The organism is Arthrobacter sp. HMSC08H08, assembly GCF_001807575.1.
Lineage (GTDB): Bacteria > Actinomycetota > Actinomycetes > Actinomycetales > Micrococcaceae > Pseudoglutamicibacter > Pseudoglutamicibacter albus.
In genome coordinates, this window is sequence record NZ_KV789384.1 from 1 (window position 1) to 5,519 (window position 5,519).

Sequence of the window (5,519 nt, forward strand, 5' to 3'; positions counted from 1 at the left end):
AGCCTAGGAACAAAACCCGGGACACTTCACCCCACGGAAAGTAGAAACCAAGCAGTATCTCGTCCAGCCCGCCACCACAGGGTCTCAAAAGATGAAGAACTAAACCCAGGATGCTGATTTAACGGCGGTACCTTCCGGGCAAGATTTCAAAGACATGCCCCCTCTTCCAAAGAACTCATGAAACTCGCTCTAGAAGGCAAGTTCGCTCATGGCGGGCACCCGGTGGTGGTCTAGATGGTAGATATCATTCATGTGCACACCGACTCGGCCGGTAGTTTTAAGCTGGATAAGCAGGAGTTTACAAAGAAAACCGGCGGAGTCGTCGCTACCATTCATTACTATAGATTGGTCAATATGACACGACAACACCTCAGAGGCGAGTTCAGTTTATGAATCGTATGGCTGATGGTGCTATAAATTAGAATACGATAATCAGTACGTGTCTCAAAACGAAGCGACTACCACTTTAGAGATGTCTTACTGGTGCATCCCAGGTAAGGGGCAACCTTCCTGGCGTGTCTTGCAATACGCACATAAGTATCCAGACTTCACCACCCGTTTCTCTATCACAGGTGGTCAGACCGAGGGGACCAACGTGATGATTTGGCGTCACACGCGATCCGTCATTGCCGCAACAGTTTCCGTTGCACTTTTTGCACCTACAGTCGCCACAGCCGTTGCCGACGACACAACAACGAGAACTTCTCATCCGCAACGAATTGAGCAAATCGTTGATACTGCCCAAGAGAGAGTGGGAATCAAGGATCATGCTCCACAGATTAGTCCCAACACCAATGCCGGAGAACTGAACTATGAATCCTCAAAGGGTTTTAGTTCAGTCACTGTCAACGAAGCAGGCATAGCTTTCGCGCCCTTGGCTTCGGGGAACGCAACTGGCTTATTTTCACTCGAAGATAGCTCGGTCGGCGCTGACTTCTCGACCACTCCTGATGGAAGCGCAGTTCTTTCGGGCAATGATAAAGACTACGTAGTTGATTCCTATGACAACGGTTCCCTAAGAGTTCAAACAGTCATAGCATCAGCGGATGTCAGCCACGAAATCCCCTTCGAGCTGAACCTGCAAGATGATGAAAAAGCACAGGTTGAAACAGACGGTTCAGTTGGGATTTACAGAGTATTTGAAGATGAGGGAATACAGCTCCTCACGTCTTCCATCGAGAAACCATGGGCCGTTGACGCTGCCGGGAAATCCGTCCAGACCAAATTCGCACTAGATGGCACAAGGCTCATTCAGATTGTCGAGGCAGACCCAGCTACGACCTACCCCGTTACTGCGGATCCTTTTTGGGTTCCTGCAATCATTGCTGGACTACGGGCCGGTGTTCACGTTGTTATTAAAGTCGGCCCTCGCGTTGCTAAGTATGTTGTCGCACCAGGCTCAAGGGTAGTCAATGCGCTTCGTAAGTTTGTGCCTATTACTTTCCGTGCGGGTTCGAATGTAGTTCGTCTTGACAAGACTGCCATGAAACATATCCTCCAGAGACATCACCCGCAGTACTGGAATGGCACTAAGAAGAGCACCCAATCATTCTTTAACCCTAGAATGTCCGTATCAGACGTTCGTGCAACTATTCATGGTGCACTGCGCCAGCACTCGTCATCTCTTCGGAAGCTTGGCTCCAAAACGGGTACGTATACAGGAACATATAACGGCGTCAAATATAAGCTTGTAGTGTCCAAAGGCCGCGTTGTGCAGTTTTATCCACGCTAGGTTGGGAACGGTATGAACCATTGGATGAATGAGACGAAACTGGAGATCGAAACTTTTGTCCTCAGAGGGACAGGGCTTACGTTTCCAGAGCTTTTTTCTAAGCAACATGACGAGCACCTGGTATCTATTTCCGCTAATCCAGGCGAGGCAGCTCGTTGGTGGCATTGGCAAAATGATAAGTGTTTGCCTGGTGAAGGATGGGTCTCTTTCATCCTTAATGGGGTTCAGATCATGCCGATGGATGCGTGGACAAACGTCGACATTTTCTGGCAGGAACTACTTAACACTCTTGAGAGGTATGTATCCACCGGTAGGGGCCAAGGGGAGTTTAGCGAGGAAACAGCAACCTTCTCCCTCGTCAAGAGGGGAACGGTAGCTGTTTTTGAGCTACGCGGACAGAGGTATCCGGTAGAGCCTGACTCGTTCCTCAAGACGGTATTGAGGGCTGCGCAAGAATTTTTTACCTGGGTTGAAGAATATATTGGAGGAATCGACAGAACATCCCTGGCGAGAATTGAGACGCTGATGCATGGCTTCAAGTAACGAGATATTCGGTATCCGCTAGATAGCAACAGGCAAGCAAAGCTATAGGTATTTCCGCGTGGACCTACTCCCTCAACCTGACTATGGCCCTCGACCATTCCTGTCGACGTTGCTTCACTAACCACTTAGGTACGAGGGGATACGGAAACGCGACACCAGCCAGCCCGACAAAGCCAATATCTATGCCAGCAAACATCGGCATTTTCACAAACCGGCGTCCCACCACCTGCGGCACATCCAGTGGAGTGAGGTGTTCAGTCTCTGTGTGCGTCGGCTTCTTCCTGCCATGAAGCGATCACCGGTTCCGGTGGAAGCACCTCCATGGCGCGGAGGAGGATGTACCAGCCGGGCGCGGGCTCGAGATGGTGCTCTTTACGCAGCATCTGGCGCTCCGTGTTATGAAGAAGGTAACCGTGCGGCGTATCAAAGTAGACGACGCTCGCTGTCTCGTCGCGATCTCCGCTTTCCCACTCACCCATGATGGAGATGATCTCGTATTGACCGTCCACAAGGTCTTGGGCCATCCCAGGTTGCACGTGAGCAACCGAGTCAGCGAGTGCTTTCGCAGACGCAGCCAGCTCGGAAGACGGTAGACCATCAGGCTCGAGGAGCTTGAGAATATCCTTCTGCTGGATCACGCCGTATCCCGGCTCATACTCTCGTGGGAAGTCGCGCCGCCCCAAAACCATACCGTCGATCAGGAGCGTGAATCGGCTATCGAGGCTTGCGGCACTCATCGTCACAACACTTTCGGTGTGATTCTCGACCGCAAAAATAACGCCTCGCGGGCCGGTCCACATATACACCTTGTTTTCGGTTCCATCCGGACGCAGCCGCCGAACCTGCATGAAGCTTCGACGGGTCGTGTAGATGCCCCAAAACTGTGCATACTGAGCTGGAGCCTCACCGTTCGCTAAAACACACTCATCGGCTACGTCATAAAGCGTGGGACCGTCACCTTCGAATTCGCCGCGCAATAGTCGAAGGAACTGCTCGCGGAGCAGAACGATTGCGAACTGTTGTTCCTCTTGATTAGTTTCTAGACTGTCCATTCGAAATCCTTCGCCCATGCGTATGCAAGGTCTGCCCACACCGAGTAGTCAGCAGTAGGGAACGTGATGGCAAAATTCACTTCTAGGCCGGAGCGTAGCGCATTCCACTGATACAGCATCAGCGGTGTCCCTTCCTCATTCCGGTAGGAAGATACGCGCAAGACGGCCGCGCTATCCTCACCTAGCGTGTCCCAGCTGAGGTGGATGTTGCGGTATTCCGCCAGCTGGTCCGCTAGCCCTGCGTCCGTGGCGAGGATCTCGCGGTAAAAGTCTTCATCGTTATCGTGGCGATAATCGTAGGCTCTCTGAATCACCACAATGTTCGGACGAAAACGGCTACTACCCCACGCTTCTGACCCCATGTAGATGAACACTCCCTTATCACTGCCGGAAGTGTCCATCTCCCAGTCTTGCGGGATGGGGAGCCTGAACCGTGCATCACGATGCTCTGAGAGCGTGAACTCAATCTCTGGGTTATGCATGAGCTAGGTTGTCCTTTTATCTCGACGTCGCCATGACGAGGAAACATTTACTTGGCGTCAGTTTCAGGCTTTGCTACTCACTGAAAGTTCAGTCTTTCCACGAGCTCATGACCTCTTTGGCCCCGTCTCCAGCCCGTCCACCGACCATACCGCCTGCAACACCGCCGACGAACCCTCCGATAACCGCACCTACGGCGGTACCGGCGCCTGGAATAACAGAGCCGACCGCGCCACCGACCATGGCGCCAGCTTTAGCGCCGCCCAAGCCACCGGCAAGCGTAGCTCCCGTTGTCACACCGGCTCGGACGGCTTTCTCTCCATTACCCATGGATGGGTGCGTTTTCGAGTCCTCCTGCCAGCTGGTAGCAGCTGTTACCCCTATACCTATAACCGAGGAAGCGCGGCCAGCCACCTTAGCGTATTTCCCAAGATCATCAAAGGCGTTCTGGCTAATCGAATTGGCTGCAACCCATTTACTGTGACCGTTAGCGCGCAGCCGAACGCGAGTCGCCAAGGTTTCGACGGCGCCTTTAGCCTTGCCAGCCGTCCGCATCGGGTTCCACGAGTCGCCTAGCGGGGACCATCGAACAGCGGAGTGCAGTAGACCAAAGCTCCCTGCCGTCATTCGCTGAAGCGTTTTAGGCATCTGCCATTTGGCATCAGCAAAACTCATGGGAACCTTCTTACCCATATCCCGCTGCGCCCACTCGAATATATACTTCCATTTATCAAAATATATATTGCCAATTTGTGCCACAGCGCCCCATCGGCCATCTAGATCGTTGCTACGCGTAACGCTATCCCACATAGCATTGGCGAAGGCACCCACGATATTCTCTCCGGCGCCTTCTTTCGCCCTGGGTGCTTTGTCTTTGGCATCAGAAGCATCATTTTCATCGATGCTGACTGCTAGCAGGCGGTCACGACAGCGGTTCTGGATGTCGTCTTTATCCTGTGCAAGTGAAATAGCTTCGGTTACGATTTCCTTCCGAAGCTTGTCCTTATCCTCCTGTCCGGATTCATCGTCATCATCCGGGTCCATCGCTTTATAGTCATTAATTTTGTCTATGAGTGCCTTACGGCGCTCCTTTAGACCGTCAAGGTCAGAGGCATAGTCATCTAGGGCAGACTTGATCTTATCGCCGGCATCATCAAAGTCGCCAACAATCTTATGCGGAGCATCCATCGCCCCGGTCACGGTAGGCGCCTCCGGAGCCGCATATTGGTCTTGAATTGGACTCCAGCCTTTCCGGACCACCTGCATGGCATCTGCAGCGTCGTTAAACTTTGACCGAACATCAGATGCCTTTGCCCTAATTTCGCCGGGATCATCGAGATCAACAACAGCAAAACTCACTTACCCCACCCCCGGCATGTCTGGACTACCCGGCGCAGAACCGGCATTAGAAGACATTGTCTGATCACCCTGCGCATAGGAATCTAAAGCATCACTGGTGGAACCAGTCGCGGTACGGACCTTAGACATCACTGTGTCTGCAGCAGGCGTAACAGCACCCTCTTTGACAGCGGTCACCGCACCAGCGACGGCATTTGAATGCTTCAGCACGTTTCCAAGGTCGTCCAACGCGGATTTAACATCCTTCAGGGCATCATCCAAGTCTTGAGCATTTTCCTGCGTCGCTTTGACGGTCTTGGACGCACCCGAATGAACAATCGAATAGTGCATGTGTCACAACTTTCTGAAAGAAC

General features: G+C 52.5%; 6 protein-coding genes. 2 read left to right on the top strand and 4 right to left on the bottom strand.

What is annotated here, in order from left to right; all coding sequences use genetic code 11:
- Positions 1-439 precede the first annotated feature (439 nt).
- Together HMPREF3175_RS10115 and HMPREF3175_RS04085 are read left to right on the top strand one after the other, a co-directional pair.
- Positions 440-1,732 carry a hypothetical protein gene (locus HMPREF3175_RS10115; protein WP_141742460.1) on the top strand — a complete coding sequence of 431 codons (1,293 nt, stop codon included), beginning with the start codon at positions 440-442 and terminating at the stop codon, positions 1,730-1,732.
- A 24-nt stretch (positions 1,733-1,756) separates the two neighbouring features.
- Positions 1,757-2,275 (top strand): hypothetical protein, encoded by a 519-nt coding sequence (locus HMPREF3175_RS04085; protein WP_070490793.1) that lies wholly within the window; start codon positions 1,757-1,759, stop codon positions 2,273-2,275.
- 254 nt (positions 2,276-2,529) lie between these two features.
- Here the strand turns inward: HMPREF3175_RS04085 and HMPREF3175_RS04090 are convergent, their stop codons facing one another.
- The 4 genes from HMPREF3175_RS04090 to HMPREF3175_RS04105 form a co-directional block, all read right to left on the bottom strand.
- The gene (locus tag HMPREF3175_RS04090; protein ID WP_070490795.1) at positions 2,530-3,327 is read right to left on the bottom strand and encodes a hypothetical protein; all 798 of its coding nucleotides are present in this window, start codon (positions 3,325-3,327) and stop codon (positions 2,530-2,532) included.
- Positions 3,315-3,809, bottom strand: coding sequence for a hypothetical protein (locus tag HMPREF3175_RS04095; RefSeq protein ID WP_070490796.1), 495 nt, complete (start codon positions 3,807-3,809; stop codon positions 3,315-3,317). Before HMPREF3175_RS04095 ends, HMPREF3175_RS04090 begins: the two co-directional genes overlap by 13 nt.
- An 88-nt stretch (positions 3,810-3,897) precedes the next feature.
- On the bottom strand, positions 3,898-5,166 hold the full coding sequence (locus tag HMPREF3175_RS10120; protein WP_070490798.1) for a hypothetical protein: 1,269 nt from the start codon (positions 5,164-5,166) through the stop codon (positions 3,898-3,900).
- Complete coding sequence (locus HMPREF3175_RS04105) at positions 5,167-5,496, bottom strand: DUF6507 family protein (protein WP_070490799.1); 330 nt, start codon at positions 5,494-5,496, stop codon at positions 5,167-5,169.
- Between the last annotated feature and the right edge of the window lie 23 nt (positions 5,497-5,519).